This window comes from Nocardioides sp., from assembly GCF_041913365.1.
In the GTDB taxonomy this organism is placed as follows: domain Bacteria; phylum Actinomycetota; class Actinomycetes; order Propionibacteriales; family Nocardioidaceae; genus Nocardioides.
On record NZ_JAYSFM010000008.1, the window covers coordinates 3,621 to 26,844 of the forward strand.

Here is a 23,224-nt window from a genome sequence, read left to right on the forward strand (position 1 = left end):
TGGCCCAGGCGGATTCCGGGGCCGCTGAATCCCCCTCGACCACCGCTCACGGGCGTGTCGTACGTCGGCGCGCCGGGGGAGCGGTGGCCCACCTGCATTCGGCGGGCGGGAAACGTAGGTGGACCACCGCCGGCGGGCGTGTCGTACGTGGGCGCGCGGGGGGAGCGGTGGCCCAGGCGGATTCCGGGGCCGCTGAATCCCCCTCGACCACCGCTCACGGGCGCGGCGTACGGCGACACGCGGGCGGGCGGTGGCCCACCTACATTCGGCGGGCGGGAAATGTAGGTGGACCACCGCCGAGCGTGCGGAGGACCTCGGCGGGGTCGAGGCTGCGGGGGGTACCACCGGAGGCGGCCAGGCGGCGGGTGGCGGCGACGACGGCGTCGTTGACGGGGGTGGGTACGCCGTGCAGCCGGCCCTGGAGCACGACCTCGCCGCTGAGGTAGTCGATCTCCGAGTCGCCGGTGCCGCGCTGGATGCTCTGCCAGGTCGACCCGCCGCGCCGCTCGAGGTCGGGCCGCCGCTGGAGGATCGAGCCCCGGCGGGCCGAGTCGTCGTCGGCGGAGACCACCGTCAGGCCGGCCGCCGCCAGCACCGCCTCGCCCTCCGCGAGCGCGCGCTCTGCGAGGGCGTCGGCCTCCGGGCCCTGGGTGAAGGAGGCGTCGATGCCGTTGCCGAGGTTGAGCAGCAGCTTGCGGCGCTTCCAGGCGAGGATGTCGTCGCGCTCCTCGGACTCGATGCCGGACGCGCGCAGGTCGGCGCTGACGGCCGCGGTGGTGTCGTCGGTGCCGCCCGGGATCCGGCCGATGTCGAGGATGGCCGGTGTCGGGTGGCACGCGGACACGACCACGCCGGGCTCGAGGTGCGAGGCCGGCAGCATCACGCAGATGGCGTACGTCCGGGCGAACAGCCGCAGCGCGGCCACCTCGGTGGCGATGCCGTTGGTGGCGCAGACGACCGCGGTGCCGGCCGGTGCGTGGCGGCGGAGGTCGTCGAGCGCGGCACCGGCCTGGTGGGACTTCACCGCCAGCACGACCACGGTGTCGTCGGTCCACTCGACCTCAGCCGCGGTGTCGGTCGCCGCTGCCTCGATCGTGTGGCGGCCGTCGCCGGCGTCGAGGACCAGGCCGTGCTCGCGGATGGCGGCCAGGTGCGCGCCGCGGGCGACCAGCGTGACCTTCGCCCCCGACAGCGCGAGGCGTCCTCCGATGACTCCTCCGACGGCGCCCGCGCCGTAGACGACGTACTCCATGCGCTCGACACTACGAGGAAGGCGACACCTCTCAGGTGGCACGTGTGGTCAGCGGCGCACCTTGAAGCGCAGGTGGAGCACGCGGTCGCCCTGGATGATCACGTGGGGGTCCTCGAGCAGGTGCTGGCCGTCGACGGGGCCGAAGAACGGCTTGCCCGTGCCCAGCACGACCGGCGCGACGTCCATCGCCACCTCGTCGACGAGCCCGAGGGCGAGGGCCTGGCCGCCGACGTCGCCGGCCGCGACCGCGACCGTCCGGTCGCCGGCGAGCTCCCGCGCGGTGGCGATCGCGGCGGTCACGTCGTCGACGAAGTGGTACGACGCCTCGGGGTGCCAGCCCTCCGGCTTGGGGCGGTGGGACACCACGACCACGTGGTCACCCGCAGGCGGCTTGCCCTCCCACCCGTTGGTGATGTCGAACAGGTGCCGGCCGATCACCGTGGACCCGATGCTGTCCCACATCGGGCGGACGTAGTCGTAGGAGGTCTGCGAGATCCGCAGCCCACCCGGTTCGGGGTCGGCCATGTCCTGCGCGGACAGCGGACGGTCGCCGTTGAAGTACCAGTCGAACAACGGGCCGGGGTCGTCGTCGAGCTTGGCGACGTACCCGTCGAGCGACACCACGTTGTGCAGCACCACGGTGCTCATGACGTACGTCCGTCCGCGGGGCGCCACGCGGGGTCGCGCCCGATGAAGGCCATCAGCCGGTCGACCACCGGGGCGTCGTCGGTGACGGGGACCGCCGGGCCGTACTGGCCGGACTCGCGGAGCATCGCCTCGATGGGCTGCATGCCGGCCAGCATCATCGCCGCGTGGTCCTCGTCGAGGCCGGGGTCCTGCCCGCCCGCGCGGGCGAGGTCCCAAGAGTGCATGAAGACGTCGGCGGTGTAGAACTGGTCGACCGCGTCTCCGAGCCGGTGGGTGCCGGCACGCGGATGGGTGAACGACTCCTCGCCGCGCTCCTCGACCAGGGCCTGCACGGCGTCGGCCTGGTGCTGCCACGCCGCCAGCGGGTCGTCGGCGACCGACGGCCCGGCGGGCAGCTCGACGCCGCCGCCGGCGAGGAAGCCGGGAAACCAGTCGACGAGGTGGCCGACCACGTCGCGGGCGGTCCACCCGTCGACCGGGGAGGGGGCCGACCAGTCGGGCGTCTGCGCGACCAGCCGGCCGAAGTCCCCGGCGACCGCCGCGTGGCGGTCGGCCGGGGTCTCCGGGAGCGCCATCAGAGCGCGCCCTCCTCGAGGAGGCGGTCGATGGCGGCGTAGCCGTCGTTCACGCCGACCTCCATGCCGCTGCGGAGCCAGGCGTCGCGGTCCTCGAAGGAGTCGCAGAGGCTCACCGCGTGCAGCCGGGTGCGGCCGTCGCCGAGGTCCTCGAAGGTCAGCGTCTCCAGCGAGACGCCGTCGGGCATGCCGTCCCAGGTGAAGGTCTGGACGATGCGGTCCTCCCGCACGGTGTGGAAGCACCCGTGGAACGACGTCTTGAACTCCTCGCGCCCGTCGCTGCCGCGGGCGGTGTAGCTCCAGCTGCCGCCGTCGCGGGCGTCCCAGTGGGTGATGTCGGCACCGACCCCGTCCGGACCGATCCACTGCGCGTAGAGCTCGGGATCTGTGTGGGCCCGGAACAGCTGCGCCGGGGTGGCGCTGAAGTCACGCCAGACGTGGATGGCGGGGACCTTCTCGTCGGGCTCGATGGCGGCCTCGGAGTAGCGGGTCGTGGCGTCGGACTGCACGGTGGTCATGATGCGGTTCCTTCCTGCGGGTGGGTGGAGCTCGGGTCGTCTGCGTCCTGCATCCGCGCGAGCACGGCGTCGAGGCGCGAGAAGCGCTCCTCGGCCTGTCGGCGGTAGCGCTCGATCCATTTCGTCATCAGGTCGAACACCTCGGCTTCCAGGTGCACGGGCCGGCGCTGCGCCTCCCGGGTCCGGGTCACCAGGCCGGCCTCCTCGAGCACCTTGAGGTGCTTGGAGACGGCCTGGAGGCTGACGTCGTACGGCGCTGCGAGGTCGTTGACCGTGTGGTCGGCCTCCGTCAGCCGCGCCACCATGTCGCGCCGGGTCGGGTCGGCGAGGGCGGCGAAGACGCGGGAGAGCTGGTCGGTCACGGGGCACCTTCTTCAACTGATTGGTTGAATAGAAGGTAGGCCGAGGCGCTCTCGTTGTCAACCCACAGGTTGAATAATCACCAGCGCGGGACGCGCACGGTGCGCGAGACGGCTGTGGCGCACTCGGCCACACCGGGGCTGTAGGACGCGGAGACCTTGACGTAGTAGCGGGCGCCGCGGGGCACCCGGAAGCGCTGCCGGCCGCGGGACGAGGCGTCCGAGGCGAGCAGCTTGTCGGGTCCGCCGCGGCGGTCGAGGAAGAGCTTGATGCGGGCGCGGGCCGCGCATGCGTCGACGGGCGAGGTGACCCGGGCCTGCAGCCGTCGCGCGCCGGCGAGCCACCGCAGGGACACCGCGCGGGCTGCGGTGGGGCAGCCCGTCGGGTTGCCGGACGCGACGGCCGGGCAGCCGTCGACGGCGTCGTCGAGGCCGTCGCCGTCGGTGTCGACGCGCGAGGCAGGCGTGGCAGCGGACGCCTCCTCGGGCCCCGACGGAGCGAGGTCGGCGACGCCGAGCAGGAGCATGGCGGTCAGGGTCGCCACGAGGACTCGGTGCAGCACCCGACCAGACTAGGCGTACGCCTAGGATCGGTGCGTGCGCCTGCGGATCGACTGTGCCTACGACGGCGCCGACTTCTCCGGATGGGCCGCCCAGCCCGGCCTGCGCACGGTCCAGGGCACCCTCGAGTCCGCCCTCGCCACGGCCCTCCGCGTGCCGGAGGCGAGGGTCACCGTGGCCGGTCGCACGGACGCCGGCGTGCACGCCCGCGGCCAGGTCGCACACCTGGACGTCGGTGCCGAGGTCGTGGCGGCCTCGGCCGGGCGCTCGACGGACCCGCCGCTCGACGCCCTCGCCCGCCGGGTCGACGGCATCCTGCCGCCCGACCTGCGCGTACGCCGGGTGCGCGAGGCGCCCGAGGGCTTCGACGCCCGCTTCTCGGCGATCTGGCGGCGCTACGCCTACCGGATCGCCGATGCCCAGGAGCTCGCCGACCCCCTCGTGCGCGGCCACGTGCTGACCTGGGGGCGCCGCCTCGACGTGGACGCGATGAACCAGGCGTCGGCGCCGCTGGTGGGGCTGCGGGACTTCGCCGCGTTCTGCAAGCAGCGCGAGGGCGCCACGACCGTGCGCACCCTGCTCGACCTGGCGTGGCGGCGTGACGATGCCGGCCTGGTAGTCGGCGACGTCCGCGCCGACGCCTTCTGCCACAACATGGTGCGTGCCCTGGTCGGCAGCCTGATCGCGGTCGGCGAGGGCCGGAAGCCGGTCGGGTGGCCCGCGGAGGTGATGGCCGGCCGGCGGCGCGACGCCGGTGTCCGGGTGGTGCACGCCCACGGCCTCACGCTGGAGGAGGTCGGCTACCCCGACGACGCCGAGCTGGCCGCGCAGGCCGACCGAGCCCGAGCCCGACGAGAGGCGATCGATGCCTGAGCACTACTTCTCCGCCGACCCCAGCGTGCCCTTCGAGCGCGAGGCCTTCACCGCCGAGCTGTGGGGGCACGAGCTGTCGTTCGACACCGGGTCGGGTGTCTTCAGCCGTGGCCACCTCGACCACGCCACCGCGGTGCTGTTCAAGGAGCTCGAGCCGCCCGTGCAGGGGCAGTTCCTCGACCTCGGGTGCGGCTACGGCGTCATCGGGCTCGCGATCGCGAAGGCGGTCCCGCTGGCCAACGTCACCGGCGTCGACGTCAACGAGCGCGCGCTGCTGCTGGCCAACGACAACGCCCGCACGGCCGGCCTGGACTCGCGCTTCGTCGCCTGCACGCCCGAGCAGGTGCCGGGCAACCAGGTGTTCGACGAGATCTGGTCCAACCCTCCGATCCGCATCGGCAAGGAGGCGCTGCACGAGCTGCTGCTCACCTGGCTGCCGCGCCTCGCGCCGGGCGGGCGGATGGTGATGGTCGTCGGCAAGAACCTCGGCGCCGACTCGCTCCAGCGCTGGCTCACCGACCAGGGCTGGCCGACCGAGCGGCTCGCCAGCAGCAAGGGCTTCCGGGTGCTGGAGACGCGCCGCGCGGACTAGGGCTTGCCGTCCAGGAACATCTTCAGGCGCACGTGGGTGCGCTCCGGGTCCTGCGGCAGCGCCCCGTTGACCGCGCGGCACACCCACCCGAGGCGCATCGCGATCCGGGCGGCCTCGCGGAGCTCGTCGAGGTCGCGGCCGTAGTGGTCGGCGTACGGTCCCAGGTACGCCGCCAGGTGGGGCTCGAGGTCCTCGGAGTCCTCCTCGTCGTCGACGCCCCACGAGATCACGCCCTCGAGGGTGACGGCGAGGGTGAGGAACGGGTGGGAGACGCACGCGTCGCCCCAGTCGAGCACCTGGTGCACGCCGGCGCCGAGGAAGACCTGTCCGTCGTGGAGGTCGTCGTGCTGCACGGTCTCGCGGATCCCGAAGGCGGCCAGCCGGTCGCACAGGTCCTCGATCGCCACCGGTCCCGGGAGGCGCGGGTCGGCGTCGGGCAGCCCCGCCAGCAGGTCGGCGTACGAGCCGGGGAGGGTGTGCAGGCGGCAGTCGGGCAGCCCGAGGGCGAGCAGCGCGTCGACGTCGTCCTCGCAGGCGATCTGGACCCGGGCGTAGGCCGCGAGCACGTCGAGCCACCGCTCCAGGCTGCGCTCCTCCACGATGACGTCCCGCAGCCGCGGACCGGCGTCGGCGAGCAGCATCCAGCCGGTGCGTGGGTCGCGGGCCAACGGCGGTGGCACCCGACCGTCCGAGCGGCGGGCGACCAGCTCGAGGACGGCCGCCTCGTGGACCATCGCCTCCTCGTTGGCCTTGAACCACACCGGCCCGGCCTCGGTCGGCACCCGCATCACGGTCGACCAGTCGGTGACGTGCGGCTGCTCGACCTCGCCCGTGCGGACGCGGCCGAGCGCGTCGAGCCGGTCGTCGATCCACGTGTGCGCCTCGGCCACGAACGCCGGCTCCCGCCACCTCTCCATGCGGCAGATTCCAGCGGGTCCGGCCGTCCGGGGCAACGGATTTCAGGCCGGCCGGGTCGCGACCAGGACGCCGATCTTGTCGATGCGGTGCTCGGGGTTGTCGAACTCGTCGGCCCAGTAGTTGCCGTTGGCGTGGTCCTCCAGGGTGGCGCAGGTCGACAGCGTGATCATCGGCTGCGTCGCGTCCTCGCCCGGCCGGCCCGGCACCTCGGCCCGCTGCGCCCGGAGGGAGGCGGGCTGCCGGAAGGAGGTCCAGCGGGTGCGCCGGACCTCGTAGACGAAGACCGTGTCGCCGGTGCGCACGAGGATCCGGTCGCCGCGTCGCAGCGACGGCGAGTAGCGCAGGGGAGCGGGGCCGGTGAGGCGGTGCCCGGTGACGATGAAGTTGCCGACCTCACCTGGCCCGGTGCCGCCGCGGGAGCCGCGCGGGGAGGCCATCTCGCCGGCGTTCTGGATCTTCGTGCCGGGGGCGTCGTCGGGCGACCCCGGGTAGCGGACGACCGGGAAGTCGCGCAGCCCGATCGCCGGGACGGTCACGTAGGACCGGCGCGGCTCGGGGCGCTCCGGCTCCGGGCTGGGTGTCTCCGAGTCGGGACTGGCGCTCGGGGTGCTGCTGGGGGTGCTGCTGGGTGTGGGCGACTCGCTCGGCTGCGGGGACGCCGACGTCGTACGCCGCTCGGCGGGCGCTGAACGGCGCGGGTCCTCGACGGTGCAGGCGGTGGTGGCCGCGACCGCCGCCGCGGCGAGGAGGACTCCGACCCGGCCTGCCACCCGATCCACGGTACGCAGCGGCTGGTCGTCACCCGAGCCGGACGGGCAGCTTCTCCACGCCGTGCACGATGGCGAGCTCGGTGAAGCGCAGGTCGGTCGGGTCGCACGCCAGCGACAGGCCGGGGAAGCGGCGCGCGAGGGCGACCAGCGCGGTGCGCAGCTCCATCCGGGCCAGCTCGGCGCCGACACAGCGGTGCATGCCGTGGCCGAACGCGAGGGTGCCGGTCGCGGGGGTGGTCGGGTCGAACCGGTCGGGGTCGGCGCGGTGCGCGGGGTCGCGCTCGGCGCCGGTCAGCGAGACGAGCACGATGTCACCGGGCTGGACGACCTGTCCGCCGATCGTCACCTCGTGGCGCGCGACCCGCGGGAACGCCATCTGGACGGGGCAGACGAAGCGCAGCAGCTCCTCGACGACGCGGTCGACCTCGGCCGGCTCCCCGTGCTGCAGCGTGGCCCACGACTCCGGGTGCTGGAGCAGCACCCACGTGCCCAGGGAGAGCATGCTGGCGCTGGTCTCGTAGCCGCCCAGGAACACCCCGTCGGCCAGGCCGCCGAGCTCGACGTCGTCGAAGTCGGCGCCGTGGTCGGCGACCATCCGGGAGACGAGGCCGTCGGGCAGGTGCGGGTCGCGACGCTCGGCGGCCACGAGGTCGATGAGGAACTGTCGGGTGCCTGCTGCGGTGTCGAAGATGCCCGCACCGGCGTCGCGCAGGTCGAAGCGCGCGGCCCCCCGGGCGCGGAACGCCTGCCGGTCGACGTCGGGCATCCCGAGGAGGTCGCAGATGACGCCGAAGGGGACCTGGAAACCGAACCGCTCGACCAGGTCGACCTCGGGACCGTGGGCCTCCATGTCGTCCAGGGCGGCGGCGACGACGCGGTCGATGTCGTCCTGGAGGTCGGCGAGGCGGCGGCGGGTGAAGTACGGCGTCAGCACTCCACGCAGGCGGCCGTGGTCGGGCTGGTCGGTCATCCCGAGGCCGCCGATGCGCTCAGCCGGCGCCCGGTCCTGCCGTCCGATGATGTCGCGCACGTCGTTGGCGTAGGCCCCGGAGTCGGCGAGCACGGCGCGTGCGACGTCGTACCCCGTGACGAGCCAGACGCGCGTGCCGAGCAGGCCGGCGAACCGCACCACCTCACCCCGCTCCCGGGTCGTCGCGAGACGGGCGACCGGGTCGACGCCGTCGCGCTGCAGCGGGAACCGGATGCTCGCGGGCACCCGGCGGACGTAGGGAACCCGGCGTGCGGTGGACAGCGCGAGCTTGAAGGCGGTGCCTCGCCACGAGGAGGTCATGTGCCAAGTCCACCCTGCGCAGCCGGGCGGCGCCATCGGGATTCACCCCGGACATCGCTCAGGTCCGCCTCGGGGTCACCCCCGACCGCGTCCGTCCGGTTGGCGCACCCGGCAGGATGGGGCCCATGGCCTACGCAGCAGCCCCCGAGAGGTACGACGACGCCACCGGCATGCCCTACCGCTTCACCGGCCGGAGCGGCCTGAAGCTCCCCGCGCTCTCGCTCGGGCTGTGGCAGAACTTCGGCACCGACCGGCCCGAGGAGACCCAGCGGGCGATCCTGCGCCGCGCCTTCGACCGGGGCGTGACCCACTTCGACCTCGCCAACAACTACGGACCCCCCTACGGCCGGGCCGAGGAGAACTTCGGGCGCTACCTGAAGGACGACTTCAAGCCCTACCGCGACGAGCTGGTGATCTCCACCAAGGCCGGATGGGACATGTGGCCGGGTCCGTACGGCCAGGGCGGCGGCTCGCGGAAGTACGTCCTGGCCTCGCTCGACCAGTCGCTCGCGCGGCTGGGACTGGACTACGTCGACATCTTCTACAGCCACCGCTTCGACCCGGAGACGCCGGTCGAGGAGACGATGATGGCGCTCGACACCGCGGTGCGCTCCGGGCGCACCCTCTACGCCGGCATCTCGTCGTACTCCGCGGCGAAGACACGGGAGGCGGCCGCCATCGCCCGCGACCTCGGCACGCCGCTGCTGATCCACCAGCCGTCCTACAACCTGCTCAACCGGTGGGTCGAGGGCGGCCTGCTCGACGAGCTCGAGCAGCAGGGGATGGGCTGCATCGTCTTCAGCGCGCTGGGCCAGGGGCTGCTGACCGACCGCTACCTCGACGGCGTGCCGGCCGACTCGCGGGCCGCACGCGACGGCTCGACGCTGACCGGCCTCACCGACGAGGTGCTCGAGCGGGTGCGGGGCCTCAACGGTCTCGCCGAGCGCCGCGGGCAGAAGCTCGCGCAGCTCGCGCTGCAGTGGGTGCTGCGCGACGAGCGGGTCACCAGCGCGGTGATCGGCGCCTCCAGCGTGGAGCAGCTGGACACGAACCTCGACGCGTTGTCCTTCCCGCCGCTGACCGGCGTCGAGCGCGCCGAGATCGACCGCTACGCCGTCGAGTCGGGGATCAACCTCTGGGCGAAGCAGACCGAGGAATGATCCGCGTCCTCGTCGTGGGCGCCGACGCTGCTGGCATGTCGGCGGCGCACCAGGCGCTCCGCACCGCGAAGAGCACCGGGCGAGAGCTCGCGATCACGGTGCTCGACAAGGGCAGCCACACGTCGTACAGCGCGTGCGGCATTCCGTACTGGATGGCCGGCGAGGTGGACTCCGGTGACGACCTCGTGGCCCGTACGGCCGACGAGCACCGCGCGGCAGGGATCGACCTGCGCACGGGAGTCGAGGTGGTCGCCGCCGACCTCGAGGCGCGCACGGTCACCACGGCCGACGGCGAGGTGCTGGAGTACGACGAGCTCGTCGTGGCCTCCGGCGCCCCGGCCGTCGTCCCCGACTGGGCGCTGCGGGCCGACGGCTCGCCCCACGACGGGGTCGGTGTGGTGAAGACCCTGGACGACGGCGCCGCCTGGCTGGAGCGGTTCGCGGCGGCCGGGGACGGCGCGCACGTGGTGGTGGTGGGGGCCGGCTACATCGGTGTCGAGGTCGCCGAGACCGCGCTGCGCCAGGGCTTCGGGGTCACCGTGATCACCCGCGGGCGCGGCATGTCGATGCTCGAGGACGAGATGTCCGAGCGGGTCAACGCAGCCCTCGTCGAGGCGGGCGCCGAGCTGGTGCTGGGCGCCGAGGTGACCGGGCTCGACCTCGACGGCGACACCGTGACCGGCGTTCACTGGGAGGGAGGCAGTCGCGAGGCCGACCTCGTCGTGGTCGCGATCGGCATCCGTCCCGCGACGGATTTCCTCGCGGGCAGCGGCCTGGACCTGGCCGACAACGGTGCGCTGCGACCCGACCCGCACGGTCGCGTCGCCGACCACGTGTGGGCCGCCGGCGACTGCTGCGAGGTGCGCCGGCGCCTCGACGACCAGTGGGTCTTCCGCCCGCTCGGGACATACGCAACCAAGCACGGGCGCGCGCTCGGCGACAGCCTGGCCGGCGGCTCGCTCTCCTTCGACGGGATGACCGACACGGCCATCACCCGCTTCTCCGTCGGCGAGGTCCACCTCGAGATCGCCCGGACCGGCCTGTCGCGCGCCGACGCCGAGGCCGCCGGCCACGACCCGGTCGCGCTGCTCACCGAGGGCACGACCGCCAGCGGCTACATGCCCGAGGCCGAGCCGATCGCGCTCTGGGTCATGGCCGACCGCACCACGCGCCGGCTCCTCGGCGTGCAGGTGGTCGGCGGGCACGGTGCCGGCAAGCGCGTCGACGCCGCTGCCGCGGTGCTCTGGGCCGGTGGCACGGTCGACGACCTGGCGTGGATGGACCTGTCCTACGCGCCGCCCTTCGCGACCGCGTGGGAGGTGCTGCAGGTGGCGGCGCGGCGGGTGGCCGAGCGGCTCTGAGCCTGAGAAGTCGGTGGCGCCGGCGATGGAGCGCCCACGACAATCGCGCCCATGGACCTCGAGATCTTCCCGCTCGCCGAGCGCCCGGGCCTGATGGACGTCTTCTGGGACATGGAGACGTCGTGGCCGGAGTTCATGAAGCACGACCCGATCGGCAACTCCTACTACGCCTGCCTCGAGGAGTACTTCCTGGAGTGCGTGCTGGTGGCCCTCGACGGGACCGGTCGCATCGTCGCGAAGGCGTTCAGCGCGCCGTTCCAGCTGCCCGACGGCGACCTGCCCGACAACGGCTGGGACTTCGCCCTGCGCAGCGCCCTGCTCACCCGGATCTGGGGCGAGAGCGCGAACGCGATCACGGCCGCGGAGATCGCCATCGAGCCCGCGCTGCAGGGCACGGGCCTCTCGAGCGTCATGCTGGCCGCGCTGCGGGACAACGCCGGGCGGCTCGGCTTCTCCGAGCTGCTCGCGCCGGTGCGGCCCAACGGCAAGACGGACGTCCACGAGCCGATGTCGGCGTACGCCTTCCGCACCCGCGACGACGGCCTGCCGGTCGACCCGTGGCTGCGCGTCCACGTCCGGGCCGGCGGGGTGATCGACCGCGTGGCGTCGCGCTCGATGTGCATCCCGGGCACGGTGGAGGAGTGGCGCGAGTGGACCGGCCTGCCGTTCGACACCACGGGCCCCGTGGAGGTGCCGGGCGCGCTGGCGGCGGTGATGTGCGACGCCGAGCACGGCGTCGCGACGTACGTCGAGCCCAACGTGTGGATCCGGCACGCCACCGGCAGGTGAGGCTCAGGCGCCGGCGATCGCCTTGCGCACCTCGTTGACGCAGAGGGCGAGGAACGCGAGGGCGCAGAGCACCATCAGCACGTTGGAGTGGAGCTTGTTGCGCCACTCCCGCGGGGTGCGGTCGGTGTTGAGCAGCCAGAGCAGCGTGATGGCGAGGAACGGCATGAAGAACGCGCCGAGCACGCCGTAGGCGAGGATCAGCCAGACGGGCTTGCCGAGGAACATCATCACCATCGGCGGGAAGGTCAGCCAGAGGATGTAGGCGCGGTACCACTTGCCGCCCGCGCGGGCGTCGGCGTCGTCGCTGTCGCCGCCGGTCACGTTGGTCATGAAGTCGGCGAACATCAGGCTCACGCCGTTCCAGACGCCGACCAGCGACGACATGGCAGCGGCCCAGAAGCCCAGCAGGAACAGCTTGCCGGCCCACTGGCCGTAGCGGTCCTGGAGCACCACGCCGAGGTCGAGCAGGCCGGCGTCGCCCGACTCGATGGCGACGCTGGTGGAGTAGAGCAGCTCGGCGCCCACGACGAGCGTGGCGAGCACGAAGATGCCCGTCACGACGTAGGCGACGGTGTTGTCGATGCGCATCACGCGCATGTAGCGAGGGGTGTCCCAGCCCTTCTCGCGCAGCCAGTAGCCGTACGCCGCGAGGGTGATCGTGCCGCCGACGCCGCCGGCGAGCGCGAGGGTGTTGACCAGGCCACCGTCGGGGATGCGGGGGGCGAGGCCGGTCAAGAGCTCGCCGAGGTTGGGCAGGGTCAGCAGCGCGGCACCGACCATCGTCACGAACATGACGCCGACGAGTCCGGCCAGGACCTTCTCGAAGACGCTGTAGCGGCCGGTCCACACCAGCAGCAGGCCGAGGAGGCCGGACAGGATGCCCCACCACGTCGTCGAGAGCCCGCCGAGCAGGCCCTGCAGGGCCAGCCCGGTGCCGGCCATGGCCGCCGCGCCGTAGACGAAGCCCCAGACGACGATGTAGGGCGCGAAGTACCAGGTCGTCCACGCGCCGAGCGAGCGCCAGCCCTCGAAGATGGTGTTGCCGGTGGACAGGGAGTAGCGGCCCGCGCCCTCGACGAGCACGATCTTCATGACGCAGCCGACGACCACGCACCACAGCAGGGTGTAGCCGAACTTCTGCCCGGCGATGAGGGTGGCCACCAGGTCGGCGGCCCCGACACCGGTCGCCGCCACGACGAGCCCGGGGCCGATGATGCGCCAGCGGGGGACGGCGGACTGCTCGGTCGAGGTGGTTTCAGCCATGAGCAGCACCCTAACGCCGGTCTAGACCGGCGGGGTCCAGCCGAGTGCCGGTTAACCACGCGACGCCGGGCTGGCCGGCTTGCGACAATCCTCCGCGTGGGACATGTGGACGTGGCAGGTGTGACGTACGAGCTGCCGGACGGGCGGGTGCTGCTCCTCGACGTCAGCTTCCGCGTCGGCGACGGGCAGAAGGTCGCGCTGGTGGGCGCCAACGGAGCCGGCAAGACGACGCTGCTGCGCATCGTCACCGGCGACCTGCAGCCGCACGCGGGCGTGGTGACCCGCTCGGGCGGCCTCGGGGTGATGCGGCAGTTCGTCGGCCACGGCGGTGGTGACGAGACCGTCCACGACCTGCTGCTCAGCGTGGCCCCGCCGCGGGTCCGCAGCGCCGCGACCGCGGTCGACGCCGCCGAGCTCCGGTTGATGGACGTCGACGACGAGGCCACCCAGATGGCGTACGCCACCGCGCTGGGGGAGTACGCCGATGCCGGCGGCTACGACATCGAGGTCACCTGGGACGTGTGCACGACGGCGTCGATGGGGCTGCCGTTCGACCGCGCGCGGCACCGCCTGCTCAGCACGCTGTCGGGAGGCGAGCAGAAGCGGCTGGTGCTGGAGTACCTCCTGCGCGGTCCCGACCAGGTCCTGCTGCTCGACGAGCCCGACAACTACCTCGACGTGCCCGGCAAGATCTGGCTCGAGGAGCGGATCCGCGAGTCGCCCAAGACGATCCTGTTCATCAGCCACGACCGCGAGCTGCTCAACAACACCGCCACCCGGATCGTCACCGTCGAGCTCGGCAGCGCCGGCAACCTGGTGTGGACCCACCCGGGCGGCTTCGCGAGCTACCACGAGGCCCGCAGCGACCGCTTCGAGCGGCTCGAGGAGATGCGGCGCCGCTGGGACGAGGAGCACGCCAAGATCAAGGCGCTGGTCCTCCGGCTCAAGATCAAGTCCGAGTACAACGACGGCATGTCCTCGCAGTACCGCGCCGCCCAGACGCGGCTGAAGAAGTTCGAGGACGCGGGGCCGCCGACCGAGCAACCCCGCGAGCAGCAGGTGAAGATGCGCCTCAAGGGCGGCCGCACCGGCAAGCGAGCGGTGGTCTGCACCGACCTCGAGCTGACCAACCTGATGAGGCCGTTCGACCTCGAGGTCTGGTACGGCGAGCGGGTGGCCGTGCTCGGCTCCAACGGCTCCGGCAAGTCGCACTTCCTGCGGCTGCTGGCCGCCGGCGGCAGCGACCCCGACATCGAGCACCAGCCGGTGGGCGACCCGCCCGCCCCGGTGCTGCACACCGGCAACGCCAAGCTCGGCGCGCGCGTGCGGCCGGGGTGGTTCGTGCAGACGCACGAGCACCCCGAGCTGGTCGGGCGGACCCTGCTCGAGATCCTGCACCGCGGCGACGACCACCGCGACGGCATGGGCCGCGAGGCCGCGAGCCGCGTGCTCGACCGCTACGAGCTCGCGCATGCGGGTGAGCAGCGCTTCGAGTCGCTCAGCGGCGGCCAGCAGGCGCGCTTCCAGATCCTCCTGCTCGAGCTGTCCGGCGCGACGCTGCTGCTGCTCGACGAGCCGACCGACAACCTCGACGTGCAGTCCGCCGAGGCGCTCGAGGCCGGCTTGGAGGCCTTCGAGGGGACGGTGCTCGCGGTGACCCACGACCGGTGGTTCGCCCGCGGGTTCGACCGGTTCCTCGTCTACGGCGCCGACGGCGAGGTCTACGAGTCCGACGGGCCGGTGTGGGACGAGGGCCGGGTGAGCCGCGCGCGATGACGCTCGAGATCCGGCCGCTCGACCCCCACGACGACGCGGCGCTCGACGCCTGGCACCACGTCTACCTCGTCTCCGCGCGCCACGAGCTCGGCGAGGTGGCGACGCCGTGGCAGCTGGAGGAGGTGCGGGCGATGCTGCAGGACACCGGCTCGCGCGCCCGCAGCCTCGGCTGGTCGGCCGTCCTCGACGGCGCGACGGTCGGGGCCGGCTGGATGCGCACGCCCCTGCTGGACAACCTCGAGCTGGCCGAGATCGACGTCCACGTCCTGCCGCCCGCCCGGCGACGCGGCGTCGGCACGGCCCTCGTCTCACGGCTCGAGGCCGAGGCCAGGGCGCGCGGGCGGCGGGTGGTGACCGGGCTCGCGTCCTGGCCGTACGACGCCGGCTCGGCCGGGTCCGGCGCCCCGGGCCCCGAGTTCGCCCGGGCGGTGGGCTTCGACCTCGCGCTGTCGGAGGTGCAGCGGGAGCTCGCGATGCCGGTGCCGGCCGCGGTGCTCGCCCGGCTGGCGGACGAGGCTGCCGGCGCCCACGCGGCGTACACGCTGCGGTCGTGGTCGGGACCGGTGCCCGACGAGCTGCTGGAGGGCTGGGCCCGGCTCACCTCCACGCTCGTGACCGAGGCGCCGATGGGCGACCTCGACATGGAGCAGGAGGCCGTGAGCACCGACGCGGTGCGCGAGCAGGAGGCGCTGCTCGAGCGGCAGGGGCGGACGAAGCTCAACACGGTCGCGCTCGACGCCGACGGGGAGGTGGTGGCGTACTCCGACCTCGCCACCACGATCCACGAGCCCGGCCGCGCCTACCAGTGGGGCACCCTCGTCGCCCCTGCCCACCGCGGCCACCGGCTCGGCGTGGCGGTCAAGGTCGCCAACCTCCGGCTGGTCCAGTCCGAGCGCCCCGACGTGGCCCGGGTGACGACGTACAACGCCGAGGTCAACACCCACATGGTCGGCGTCAACGAGGCGCTGGGCTTCCGGCCCGTCGCGCGGCTCGGGGACTTCCAGAAGAGGCTCGGCTAGCGGCCCTGCGCATGGTCCTCGCAGGTCGGGTCCAACGGCCCTGACCGGCGGGCCGGTGCGCGGCCTAACCTCCGGGAGACGGAGGAGGCACCGTGTTTGCCGTACGCATCCATGGCAGGGGCGGCCAAGGGGCCGTGACCGCCGCCGAGCTGCTCTCGGTGGCGGCCTTCGACGAGGGCCGGCACGCGCAGGCGTTCCCGACGTTCGGCTCCGAGCGGACCGGTGCGCCCGTGGTCGCCTTCTGTCGGATCGACACCCGGCCGATCCGGCTGCGTGAGCCGATCACCCACCCCGACGCGCTGGTCGTCCAGGACCCCACGCTGCTCCACCAGGTCGACCTCTTCGCCGGTCTGGGTGCGGACGGCTACCTGGTGCTCAACACGTCGTCCACGCTCGAGTCCCTCGGCCTGGGCGAGCTCGCCGGGCGCCTCGCGCCCGACCACGTGGTCACCGTGCCGGCCACCGAGATCGCGCGGGAGCACGTGGGACGTCCGGTGCCCAACGTGCCGCTGCTCGGGGCCTTCGCCGCGCTCACCGGGCAGGTCTCGCTGGAGGCCGTCGCCGATGCCGTGCGCGAGCGGTTCCCGGGCCTGCTGGGCGAGGGCAACGTCCGGGCGGCCGAGGCCGCCCACGAGCACGTACGCCGGTCCGTGAGGAGGTCCGCAGATGCTCCGTCAGGTTGAGGGGTCCCAGGCCGTGGCGCGCGCGGTGACGCTGTGCCGCCCGCAGGTCATCGCGGCGTACCCGATCTCCCCGCAGACCCACATCGTGGAGTCGCTGTCCGACCGCGTCCGGACCGGCGAGCTCCTGGGCTGCGAGTACCTCATGGTCGAGTCCGAGTTCGGCGCCATGTCGGCCTGCATCGGCGCGGCGGGTGCCGGCGCCCGGACCTACACGGCGACGTCGAGCCAGGGGCTGCTGTTCATGGCGGAGGCGCTGTTCAACGCCTCCGGTCTCGGCCTGCCGATCGTGATGACGGTCGCCAACCGCGCGATCGGCGCGCCGATCAACATCTGGAACGACCACTCCGACGCCATGGCGATGCGCGACTCCGGCTGGATCCAGCTCTACGCCGACTCCAACCAGGAGGCCGTCGACCTGCACCTCCAGGCCTACCGCCTCGCCGAGTCGCTGTCGGTGCCGGTGATGGTGTGCATGGACGGGTTCGTCCTCACGCACGCCTTCGAGGAGGTGGACCTCCCCGACCAGGAGCAGGTCGACGCGTTCCTGCCCCGCTTCGTCCCCCAGCAGGCCCTGGACCCCGAGGACCCGGTGACGATCGGCGCGATGGTCGGGCCCGAGGCCTTCGCGGAGGTGAAGTACCTGATGCACGTCAAGCAGATGGCCGCCCTCGACGAGGTCCCGGCGATCGCCGACGACTTCCGCACGGCCTTCGGCCGGTCGTCCGGCGGCCTGCTGAAGCCCTACCGCGTGGACGACGCGGAGACCGTCGTCGTCGCCCTCGGCTCGGTGCTCGGCACGATCGAGGAGGTCGTCGACACGATGCGCGAGGAGGGCCACCGCATCGGGGCACTGGGGATCACCTGCTTCCGCCCGTGGCCGGTGGCGGAGGTGCGCGCCGCGCTGGCGGGTGCCCGGCGGGTGGTCGTGGTGGAGAAGGCGTTCGCGGTGGGCGCGGGGGGCATCGTGGGCCAGAACGTCCGCGACGCCACCCGCAGCCTGCCCGTCGAGGTGTACGACGTCGTGGCCGGCCTGGGCGGCCGACCGATCACCCGCGCGTCCCTGCGGGGGCTGCTCGACGACGTGCTCGCGGGGCGCGTCGACGCGGGCCGCCTGCACTTCCTCGACCTGGACCACGAGCTCGTGCAGCGCGAGCTCGAGCGAGCCCGCCACGGCGAGCGGCCGGGTCCCCACGCGGAGAACATGCTGCGCGCCCTCGGCACGGTCGCGTCCGGGGCCTACGAGTAGGAGGGGCGTGATGGCGTTCCAGGAGATCAAGCTCTACCAGACGGGCACCTTCGTCGCGGGCAACCGCCTGCTCGACCCCGAGCAGCGCTCGGTGCAGGCCCGCACCGGCCGCTCCAACTCGATCACGTCGGGCCACCGGGCCTGCCGCGGCTGCGGGGAGGCGCTGGGTGCGCGCTACGTGCTCGACGCCGCGATGCGCGCCACTGCGGGGAAGCTCGTCGCGGTGAACTCCACCGGCTGCCTCGAGGTGTTCTCCACGCCGTACCCCGAGTCGTCGTGGCAGCTGCCCTGGCTGCACTCCCTCTTCGGCAACGGCCCGGCGGTCGCGGCAGGCGTCGCCGCGGCGCTGCGCGCCCAGGGGCGAGAGGACATCCGGGTGGTCGGCCAGGCCGGCGACGGCGGCACGGTCGACATCGGCTTCGGCACGCTGTCGGGGATGTTCGAGCGCAATGACGACGTGCTCTTCGTCTGCTACGACAACGAGGGCTACATGAACACCGGCGTGCAGCGCTCGGGCGCCACGCCACCCGCGGCGACCACGGCCACCACCAAGGCACTCGGCGACCACCCGGGCAACGTCTTCGGGCAGGGCAAGAACGTGCCGTTGATCGCGATGGCCCACGAGATCCCCTACGTCGCCACCGCGACCGTCGCCGAGCTGCGGGACCTGGAGTACAAGGTGGAGAAGGCGATGACCTTCCGCGGCGCGCGCTACCTCCACGTCTTCGTGCCCTGCCCGCTCGGCTGGGGCGCGGACTCGGCGGACACGGTCCGGCTCGCGCGGCTCTCGAAGGAGACCGGTCTCTTCCCCGTCTTCGAGGCGGAGGGCGGGACCGTCACCGAGGTGTCCAGGATCCGCGCCCAGGTCCCCGTCGAGGAGTACCTCCGTCCCCAGCGGCGCTTCGCACACCTCTTCGGCGACCCTCCGCGCCCGGACCTCGTGGCGCGCCTGCAGGCGAGGGCCGACCGCAACATCGCCCGGTTCGGCCTGCTCCCGGAAGGGGACGAGTGATGGACAAGCCGTTCGCGATCACCCTCGACGTCGGCACCAGCCGGGCCAACAAGACCGGCTCGTGGCGCACCGAGCGCGCCGTCTACACCAACCGGATGCCGCCCTGCAACGACTCCTGCCCGGCCGGTGAGAACGTCCAGGCCTGGCTCTACGAGGCCGAGGAGGGCGGTGCCGGCTACGAGCGCGCGTGGCGCCGGATCATGGACGACAACCCGTTCCCGGCCGTCATGGGCCGGGTCTGCTACCACCCGTGCGAGACCGCCTGCAACCGCGGGCAGCTCGACGAAGCGGTCGGGATCAACTCGGTGGAGCGGTTCGTCGGGGACGAGGCCATCCGGCAGGGCTGGACCATCTCCGTCGAGGTGCCCCCGACCGGACGGAAGGTCCTGGTCGTCGGCGCCGGACCGTCGGGCCTGTCGGCGGCCTACCACCTGGCGCGCCGCGGGCACGCCGTCACGATCAAGGAGGCCGGCCCGATGGCCGGCGGGATGATGCGGTTCGGCATCCCGCGCTACCGGCTCTCGCGCGACGTCCTCGACGCCGAGGTGCAGCGCATCCTCGACCTCGGCGTCGTCCTGGAGCTGGACGCCAAGGTCACCGACCTGGAGTCGATCCGACAGGACTACGACGCGGTCTTCCTCGCCGTCGGCGCCCAGCTGGGCAAGCGGGCCTACATCCCCGCAGGGTCGGCGGCGCACGTCCTCGACGCCGTCACGATGCTCCGCGACCTCGAGGCGGGGGAGAAGCCGCTGCTCGGCCGTCGCGTGGCCGTCTACGGCGGCGGCAACACCGCCATGGACGCGGCCCGCACGGCCCGGCGGCTGGGCGCCGCCGAGGCGATCGTGGTCTACCGACGCACCCGCGACCGGATGCCGGCCCACGAGTCGGAGCTGCGCGAGGCCGAGGACGAGGGCGTGCTCTTCAAGTGGTTGTCCACCATCACGCAGGTCGGGTCGGGCACGCTCACCGTGGAGCGGATGGAGCTCGACGAGGCCGGCTTCCCCCAGCCCACCGGCGAGCTCGAGGAGCTGGACGCCGACTCGCTGGTCCTCGCGCTGGGGCAGGAGACGGACCTGGGCCTGCTCGACGGGGTGCCCGGGCTGGTCGTCGAGGACGGGGTGGTCTCGGTCGCGGAGGACCTGATGACCGGTTGCCCCGGTGTCTTCGCCGGCGGCGACATGGTGCCGTACGAGCGGTCGGTCACGGTCGCCGTCGGGCATGGCAAGCGGGCGGCCCGCCACATCGACGCCTGGCTGTGCGCCGAGGCGCCGGAGCCCGGCGTACGTCCGGCGCTGGCGACCTTCGACACCCTCAACACCTGGTACTACTCCGACGCGCCCCGTGCCCACCGGCCCGTGCTGGACCGTGCCCGCCGCGAGTCGACCTTCGACGAGGTGGTGCTCGGCCACGACGAGACGACGGCCCTGATGGAGGCCAGGCGCTGCCTGTCGTGCGGCAACTGCTTCGAGTGCGACAACTGCTACGGCGTGTGCCCCGACAACGCGGTGATCAAGCTCGGCCCCGGGGAGAAGTACCTGATCGACCTCGACTACTGCAAGGGGTGCGGGCTCTGCGTCGCCGAGTGCCCGTCGGGAGCGATCCAGATGTTCCCCGAGGACATCTGAGCGGGTCCCGCCGCCATACTGGCGCGCGTGATCCCGACGCCTCCCGACCCCTGGACCTACGTCGTGACGGACGTCGAGCTCGACGGCCCGTGGCCCGGCATCAACTCCATGCGCTCCTTCGCCTCGGTCGCGGTGGCCGCGGACGGCACCGAGCACGGGCGGTTCGAGGCCGTGCTCGAGCCGCTGCCGGGCACGGCCCCGGACGCGAGGACGATGGAGTGGTTCGCCACCCAGCCCGACGCCTGGGCGGCTGCGACCGCCGACCCCGAGCCCGTCGTGCAGGTGATGGAGCGCTACGTCGCGTGGATCCGCGAGCTGCCGTGGCCGCGCATGTTCGCTGCCTTCCCGCTGGCCCTGGACGGCATCTGGATGGACCACTACCTGCGGCGCTTCACCCCCTACGGCATCCGGCAGGGCCACCACGAGGACGACCGGCTGTTCGTCGGCGGCGGCCTGTGCCTCAGGAGCTACGCAGCGGCCGTCACCGGTGCGTCCGCCGGGCTGGTCGACGTCGACACGCTCCCCAGCGAGTGGTTCGGCGACGTCGAGCACACCCACAAGGCGATCGACGACACCGTGGGCTACGCCCACCTGCTGGTCGAGCTGTTCCGGCGGAGCTCGCAGACTTCTCGCTGACGCCGGTCAGGTGAAGGCGCTGACGCCCGTCTCCGCGCGGCCGATGAGCAGCTTCTGGATCTGGGAGGTGCCTTCGTAGAGCGTCATCACGCGGGCGTCGCGGAGGTACTTCGCCACCGGGAAGTCGTCGACGTAGCCGGCGCCGCCGTGCACCTGGACGGCGTTGTTGGCGGCGCGGACCGCGGCCTCCGAGGCGAAGAGCTTGGCCTTGGAAGCGGCCACGCCGTAGGGCTCGCCGCGGTCGATCAGGTCGGCGCACCGCCAGGCGAGCAGGCGGGCGGCGTCGGCGTCGACCGACATGTCGGCGATCAGGTCCTGCACGAGCTGGAAGGACGCGATGGGCTTGCCGAACTGCGTGCGCTGGGTGGCGTACGCCACCGACGCCTCGAGGCAGCCCTGCACGATCCCGACGCAGCCCGAGGCGACCGCCAGCCGGCCCTTGTCGAGCGTGCCCATCGCGATCTTGAAGCCCTGGCCGACCTCGCCGAGCCGCGCGCCATCCGGGACGCGTACGTCGGTGAGGAACAGCTCGGCGGTCGCCTGGCCGCGCAGCCCCAGCTTGCCGCGGACCTCGCGTGCCTCGAAGCCGGGGCTGTCGGTCGGCACCAGGAACGCCGTCACGCCGCGCGGGCCGTCGTCGCTGGTGCGTGCGAAGACGAGCGCGACGTCGGCCCAGGTGCCGTTGGTGATGAAGAGCTTCTGCCCGGTGACCACCCAGTCCGACCCGTCGCGGGTCGCCCGCGAGGTGAGGTTGCCGGCGTCGGAGCCGGTGCCGGGCTCGGTGAGGCCGAAGCAGCCGAGCTTCGTGGCTGCCGCGAGCTGCGGCAGCCACTCCTGCTTCTGCTCCTCGGTGCCGTGGACGAGGATCGACTTGCCGACCAGCCCGCTGCTGACCGAGACGATGCCGCGCAGCGCGGAGTCGGCGCGGCCGAGTTCCTCCATGGCGAGGGAGTAGGTGACGTAGTCGCCGCCGACGCCGCCGTAGTGCTCCGGGATGGTCAGCCCGAAGAAGCCGAGCTCGGCCATCCTCGGCACGATCGCGAGGTCGACGGACTCGTCGTGGTCCCACTGCATCCGGTGCGGGACGGCCTCGCGCTCGAGGAAGTCGCGCGCCAGCGCCCGGAAGGCCTGCTGGTCCTCGGTGAGCGAGAGGTCCATCAGCCCAGCGCCTCCACCAGGTCGTGGTCGTCGACGCGGGCGGCGAGACGGCCGAGGTGGTGTCCGCCGTTGCCGAGCCACTGCTCGAGGACCTCGAGGTGGGCGGTGCCGACGCCGACGGCGTACTCCGCGGTCATGCCGATGCCGCCGTGCAGCTGGATCGCCTCCTGGCCGATGTGGCGCCCGGTGCGGCTGATCGTGAGGCCGACCCGGTCGGCGGCGTCGGCCACCGCGTCGGGGTCACCGAGGGCGATCGTCATCGTGGCCCAGTCGACCATGCTCTGTGCCATCTCCAGCGAGACGTACATGTCGGCCGCCCGGAAGTTGAGGGCCTGGAAGGTGTTGAGCGTGACGCCGAACTGCTTGCGGCTCTTCAGGTAGTCGGTCGTCGCCCGCACCTGGCTCTGCATCACGCCGAGCGCCTGGTTGGCGCCCATGATGCGGGTCAGGTCGCTGATGGTCGCGATGCTCGCACCGAGGTCGCGGCCGGGCTCGCCCAGCGGGGTCGCGGTCGTGCCCTCGAGGCGGACGGTGGCCGCGCGGGTCAGGTCGGCCGTGACGTAGTCGGTGCGCTCGACGTCGTCGCCAGAGACGAGGAAGACGCCGGTGCCGCCGTCGGGGAGCGCCGCCGTGACCACGAGGTGGTCGGCGCGGGTGCCGCCGACGACGGGGTCGGCCACGCCGTCGAGTGTCCACGCGTCGCCGGCGGCCGAGGCGCGCACGCCCTCGGTGCCGGACGCCCAGCGCGCGCCGGGGGAGGTGTCGGCCGCGGCGAGGACGAGCTCACCGGCACTGAGCCTGCCCAGCAGGTCGGCCTTCTGCGACGCGGTGCCGACCGCGGCCACCAGCCCACCGGCGTGCACGACGCTGGCGAGGTAGGGCTCCGGCGCCAGCACCCGCCCCAGCTCCTGGCACACGATGCCGATCTCGACCGGACCGGCGCCCACGCCGCCGTCGTCCTCGCTGAACGGCAGGCCCAGCACGCCCATCTCGGCCAGCCGGCCCCACAAGGCCTCGTCGAAGCCGGGGTCGGCGGCGACGGTGCGGCGCCGCGCCTCGTGGTCGGCGTACGTCGTCGCGAGCAGGCCGCGGACCGCCTCGCGGAGTGCCTGCTGCTCGTCGTCGTGCGTGAAGTCCAT

At 73.0% G+C, this 23,224-nt stretch carries 24 protein-coding genes; 12 read left to right on the forward strand and 12 right to left on the reverse strand.

The features are described 5' to 3' along the window. Positions 1-259: 259 nt before the first annotated feature. The 6 genes from ACE3QY_RS16680 to ACE3QY_RS16705 form a co-directional block, all read right to left on the reverse strand. A complete protein-coding gene (locus ACE3QY_RS16680; RefSeq protein WP_374457167.1) occupies positions 260-1,252 on the reverse strand; it encodes a ketopantoate reductase family protein in 993 nt (330 codons plus the stop codon). A gap of 48 nt (positions 1,253-1,300) precedes the next feature. Continuing rightward, a complete protein-coding gene (locus ACE3QY_RS16685) occupies positions 1,301-1,900 on the reverse strand; it encodes a dihydrofolate reductase family protein (protein ID WP_374457168.1) in 600 nt (199 codons plus the stop codon). Continuing rightward, positions 1,897-2,475 carry a TIGR03086 family metal-binding protein gene (locus tag ACE3QY_RS16690; protein ID WP_374457169.1) on the reverse strand — a complete coding sequence of 193 codons (579 nt, stop codon included), beginning with the start codon at positions 2,473-2,475 and terminating at the stop codon, positions 1,897-1,899. The genes ACE3QY_RS16685 and ACE3QY_RS16690 overlap by 4 nt, the downstream gene beginning before the upstream one ends. Beyond that, positions 2,475-2,993: an SRPBCC family protein gene (locus tag ACE3QY_RS16695; RefSeq protein WP_374457170.1), complete on the reverse strand. Its 519-nt coding sequence runs from the start codon at positions 2,991-2,993 to the stop codon at positions 2,475-2,477. Before ACE3QY_RS16695 ends, ACE3QY_RS16690 begins: the two co-directional genes overlap by 1 nt. After that, positions 2,990-3,355 carry an ArsR/SmtB family transcription factor gene (locus tag ACE3QY_RS16700; protein ID WP_374457171.1) on the reverse strand — a complete coding sequence of 122 codons (366 nt, stop codon included), beginning with the start codon at positions 3,353-3,355 and terminating at the stop codon, positions 2,990-2,992. The genes ACE3QY_RS16695 and ACE3QY_RS16700 overlap by 4 nt, the downstream gene beginning before the upstream one ends. Positions 3,356-3,432: 77 nt before the next feature. After that, a complete protein-coding gene (locus tag ACE3QY_RS16705) occupies positions 3,433-3,915 on the reverse strand; it encodes a hypothetical protein (RefSeq protein ID WP_374457172.1) in 483 nt (160 codons plus the stop codon). A gap of 34 nt (positions 3,916-3,949) precedes the next feature. Here ACE3QY_RS16705 and truA point away from each other — a divergent pair, with 34 nt between their 5' ends. Together truA and ACE3QY_RS16715 are read left to right on the forward strand one after the other, a co-directional pair. Then, positions 3,950-4,786 carry a tRNA pseudouridine(38-40) synthase TruA gene (gene truA / locus ACE3QY_RS16710; protein ID WP_374457173.1) on the forward strand — a complete coding sequence of 279 codons (837 nt, stop codon included), beginning with the start codon at positions 3,950-3,952 and terminating at the stop codon, positions 4,784-4,786. Further along, positions 4,779-5,378 (forward strand): class I SAM-dependent methyltransferase, encoded by a 600-nt coding sequence (locus ACE3QY_RS16715; RefSeq protein WP_374457174.1) that lies wholly within the window; start codon positions 4,779-4,781, stop codon positions 5,376-5,378. Before truA ends, ACE3QY_RS16715 begins: the two co-directional genes overlap by 8 nt. Here the strand turns inward: ACE3QY_RS16715 and ACE3QY_RS16720 are convergent. The 3 genes from ACE3QY_RS16720 to ACE3QY_RS16730 are packed head-to-tail and all read right to left on the reverse strand — an operon-like array spanning position 5,375 to position 8,357. Beyond that, entirely contained in the window at positions 5,375-6,295 is a 921-nt protein-coding gene (locus tag ACE3QY_RS16720) for a hypothetical protein (protein ID WP_374457175.1), read from the reverse strand. The two genes, ACE3QY_RS16715 and ACE3QY_RS16720, sit on opposite strands and share 4 nt — an antisense overlap. A gap of 42 nt (positions 6,296-6,337) precedes the next feature. Then, the gene (locus ACE3QY_RS16725; RefSeq protein ID WP_374457176.1) at positions 6,338-7,066 is read right to left on the reverse strand and encodes a sortase domain-bontaining protein; all 729 of its coding nucleotides are present in this window, start codon (positions 7,064-7,066) and stop codon (positions 6,338-6,340) included. A gap of 28 nt (positions 7,067-7,094) precedes the next feature. Beyond that, positions 7,095-8,357: a cytochrome P450 gene (locus ACE3QY_RS16730; protein ID WP_374457177.1), complete on the reverse strand. Its 1,263-nt coding sequence runs from the start codon at positions 8,355-8,357 to the stop codon at positions 7,095-7,097. A 125-nt stretch (positions 8,358-8,482) separates the two neighbouring features. Here ACE3QY_RS16730 and mgrA point away from each other — a divergent pair, with 125 nt between their 5' ends. Genes mgrA through ACE3QY_RS16745 form a run of 3 tightly spaced genes read left to right on the forward strand, consistent with a single transcriptional unit; the run spans position 8,483 to position 11,667 of the window. Then, on the forward strand, positions 8,483-9,517 hold the full coding sequence (gene mgrA / locus ACE3QY_RS16735; RefSeq protein ID WP_374457178.1) for an L-glyceraldehyde 3-phosphate reductase: 1,035 nt from the start codon (positions 8,483-8,485) through the stop codon (positions 9,515-9,517). Continuing rightward, complete coding sequence (locus ACE3QY_RS16740; protein ID WP_374457179.1) at positions 9,514-10,878, forward strand: FAD-dependent oxidoreductase; 1,365 nt, start codon at positions 9,514-9,516, stop codon at positions 10,876-10,878. Before mgrA ends, ACE3QY_RS16740 begins: the two co-directional genes overlap by 4 nt. Before the next feature lie 51 nt (positions 10,879-10,929). Further along, positions 10,930-11,667, forward strand: coding sequence for an N-acetyltransferase (locus ACE3QY_RS16745; RefSeq protein ID WP_374457180.1), 738 nt, complete (start codon positions 10,930-10,932; stop codon positions 11,665-11,667). A 3-nt stretch (positions 11,668-11,670) separates the two neighbouring features. On the opposite strand, the gene ACE3QY_RS16750 is transcribed toward ACE3QY_RS16745, so the two are convergent. Further along, the gene (locus ACE3QY_RS16750; protein ID WP_374457181.1) at positions 11,671-12,930 is read right to left on the reverse strand and encodes an Nramp family divalent metal transporter; all 1,260 of its coding nucleotides are present in this window, start codon (positions 12,928-12,930) and stop codon (positions 11,671-11,673) included. A gap of 96 nt (positions 12,931-13,026) precedes the next feature. Between ACE3QY_RS16750 and ACE3QY_RS16755 the strand changes: the two genes are divergently transcribed. The 7 genes from ACE3QY_RS16755 to ACE3QY_RS16785 all read left to right on the forward strand — a co-directional run bounded on the left by ACE3QY_RS16755 (position 13,027) and on the right by ACE3QY_RS16785 (position 20,927). After that, a complete protein-coding gene (locus tag ACE3QY_RS16755; RefSeq protein WP_374457182.1) occupies positions 13,027-14,706 on the forward strand; it encodes an ABC-F family ATP-binding cassette domain-containing protein in 1,680 nt (559 codons plus the stop codon). Continuing rightward, positions 14,703-15,725, forward strand: a complete 1,023-nt coding sequence (locus ACE3QY_RS16760) for a GNAT family N-acetyltransferase (RefSeq protein WP_374457183.1) — start codon at positions 14,703-14,705, stop codon at positions 15,723-15,725. Before ACE3QY_RS16755 ends, ACE3QY_RS16760 begins: the two co-directional genes overlap by 4 nt. 92 nt (positions 15,726-15,817) lie before the next feature. Continuing rightward, on the forward strand, positions 15,818-16,408 hold the full coding sequence (locus tag ACE3QY_RS16765; protein WP_374457184.1) for a 2-oxoacid:acceptor oxidoreductase family protein: 591 nt from the start codon (positions 15,818-15,820) through the stop codon (positions 16,406-16,408). Continuing rightward, the gene (gene porA / locus ACE3QY_RS16770) at positions 16,392-17,654 is read left to right on the forward strand and encodes a pyruvate ferredoxin oxidoreductase (RefSeq protein ID WP_374457185.1); all 1,263 of its coding nucleotides are present in this window, start codon (positions 16,392-16,394) and stop codon (positions 17,652-17,654) included. Before ACE3QY_RS16765 ends, porA begins: the two co-directional genes overlap by 17 nt. Before the next feature lie 10 nt (positions 17,655-17,664). Continuing rightward, positions 17,665-18,666 carry a thiamine pyrophosphate-dependent enzyme gene (locus ACE3QY_RS16775; protein WP_374457186.1) on the forward strand — a complete coding sequence of 334 codons (1,002 nt, stop codon included), beginning with the start codon at positions 17,665-17,667 and terminating at the stop codon, positions 18,664-18,666. Further along, entirely contained in the window at positions 18,666-20,291 is a 1,626-nt protein-coding gene (locus ACE3QY_RS16780; RefSeq protein WP_374457187.1) for an NAD(P)-binding protein, read from the forward strand. Before ACE3QY_RS16775 ends, ACE3QY_RS16780 begins: the two co-directional genes overlap by 1 nt. A gap of 27 nt (positions 20,292-20,318) precedes the next feature. Beyond that, positions 20,319-20,927: a hypothetical protein gene (locus ACE3QY_RS16785; RefSeq protein ID WP_374457188.1), complete on the forward strand. Its 609-nt coding sequence runs from the start codon at positions 20,319-20,321 to the stop codon at positions 20,925-20,927. Positions 20,928-20,933: 6 nt separating this feature from the next. Here the strand turns inward: ACE3QY_RS16785 and ACE3QY_RS16790 are convergent, their stop codons facing one another. Continuing rightward, entirely contained in the window at positions 20,934-22,085 is a 1,152-nt protein-coding gene (locus ACE3QY_RS16790; RefSeq protein ID WP_374457189.1) for an acyl-CoA dehydrogenase family protein, read from the reverse strand. Continuing rightward, the gene (locus tag ACE3QY_RS16795) at positions 22,085-23,224 is read right to left on the reverse strand and encodes an acyl-CoA dehydrogenase family protein (RefSeq protein WP_374457190.1); all 1,140 of its coding nucleotides are present in this window, start codon (positions 23,222-23,224) and stop codon (positions 22,085-22,087) included. Before ACE3QY_RS16795 ends, ACE3QY_RS16790 begins: the two co-directional genes overlap by 1 nt.